A 1,943-nucleotide genomic window follows, 5' to 3' on the forward strand; every position below is an offset into this window, starting at 1 on the left:
CATGGCCTTCAAATTTCTCTTCATTGGCATCATTCCTCCACCCGAACTTCACGAAACATTCCCATTTCCATGTGATAGAGCAAATGGCAGTGATACGCCCAGCGGCCAAGCGCATCTGCTGTCACTCTGTAACTGCGTTTTGTACCAGGGGGAACATCTATTGTGTGTTTACGAACCATGAAATTACCGTTTTCATCTTCCAGATCGCTCCACATACCATGCAGGTGAATGGGGTGAGTCATCATGGTATCGTTGATCAGCGTGATCCTGAGCCGCTCACCGTATTTCAGCAGCACCGGTGCGGCATCTGAAAACTTGATTCCGTTAAATGACCAGGCAAACTTTTCCATGTGGCCGGTTAAATGCAGTTCTATGGTACGGCCAGGTTCACGTCCGTCAGGATCCTCAAAGCGGCTTTTCAAATCCGCGTACGTGAGAACCTTTCTTCCGTTATTTCGAAGACCAATACCCGGATCATTTAACTTCGGAGAGACGCTCATCGCCTGCATATCAACCAGTGGGTTATCCGTTTCTGACGCAGGATGACTTTGCATACCCGGCATTCCGGCCATCCGGGAATGATCCATACCGGCCATGCTGCTGTGATCCATGGGCGCGGAGGATGTCCCGCTATCCGGAAGGTCAGCACCGTCCATAGACATCATCTCTCCGCTGTTATCCATGCCTCCCATCTGGCTGTGGTCCATTCCTGCCATATCATGTCCCATTCCCCCCATACCCATATCTTCCATGGTCAACAGAGGACGGGGATCGAGGGGGGGAACGGCAGCACTTAACCCCTCTCTCGTGGCCAGTGTCCCTCGAGCGTAACCGGTCCTGTCCATGGATTGTGCGAAGATGGTATAGGCCTCACCCTGAGGCTCCACAATGACATCATAGGTTTCGGCAACGGCAATCCTGAATTCGTCAACGGTAACCGGGTTTACATACTGGCCATCTGCAGCCACGACCGTCATTTTCAGCCCGGGGATACGGATATCGAAATAGGTCATTGCCGAGCCGTTGATAAACCGTAAGCGTATCTTTTCACCGGGACGGAACAGTCCGGTCCAGTTTTTCAGCGGGGCCTGCCCGTTCATGAGATAGGTGTAGGTGTAGCCACTGACATCCGCGAGGTCAGTCGGATTCATTTTCATTTCAGCCCACATTTTCCGATCGGCAATGGTGGCTGACAGCCCCCTGGTATTCACGTCGCGGAAAAAAGAGCCAACGGTTGGTTTATTGAAATTGTAGTAATCCGACTGTTTTTTTAATTTTTTCAGCAGGCTGTGAGGATTTTCATCGGTCCAGTCAGACAACATGACCACATGCTCACGATCGTAAGTAAACGGTTCTGGCTCCCCGGCATCGATGATAATGGCACCGTATACCCCCTCCTGTTCCTGCAGACCGGAATGGCTGTGGTACCAGTAAGTCCCGTTCTGCTTAACCTTAAAGGTGTAAACGTAGGTATCATCAGGCTCTATGCCCATAAAACTCAGCCCCGGAACACCATCCATATTGGCCGGAAGAATAATGCCGTGCCAGTGAATGGACGTCTGTTCATTAAGACGGTTTTTGACCTTCAGGGTAATGGTGTCACCTTCTTTCCAGCGAAGAACGGGCCCCGGCAGGCCTCCATTGATTGTTTTGGCCTGACGCTCACTGCCCGTGATATTGACGGCCGTTTCACCAATGGTCAGGTCAAACTGAGTACCCTGCAGGGATGCGGCAACTGGCAGGCTCAGACTGGAACGCGCATTGAAACTCCATACGCCAAGACTTCCGGCTACGCCAGAGAGGGTTAACCCCTTCAGGAAAGTTCGTCGAGACGTTTTCAACAGCATGCGCATTCCCTTATTTAAAGTATGGTTACTGACAGAATTCGAGAACCGATTTAAATTAAATTACTGGTTCATCCACTTACAATGAAATGAATCTAG

At 50.7% G+C, this 1,943-nt stretch carries 1 protein-coding gene; it reads right to left on the reverse strand.

The features are described from left to right. Positions 1–29: 29 nt before the first annotated feature. Positions 30–1,847, reverse strand: a complete 1,818-nt coding sequence (gene pcoA / locus M8370_RS23210) for a multicopper oxidase PcoA (protein WP_000925240.1) — start codon at positions 1,845–1,847, stop codon at positions 30–32. Positions 1,848–1,943 lie beyond the last annotated feature (96 nt).

Source organism: Enterobacter cloacae complex sp. OE43NF, assembly GCF_023544405.1.
GTDB classification, from domain to species: domain Bacteria; phylum Pseudomonadota; class Gammaproteobacteria; order Enterobacterales; family Enterobacteriaceae; genus Enterobacter; species Enterobacter cloacae.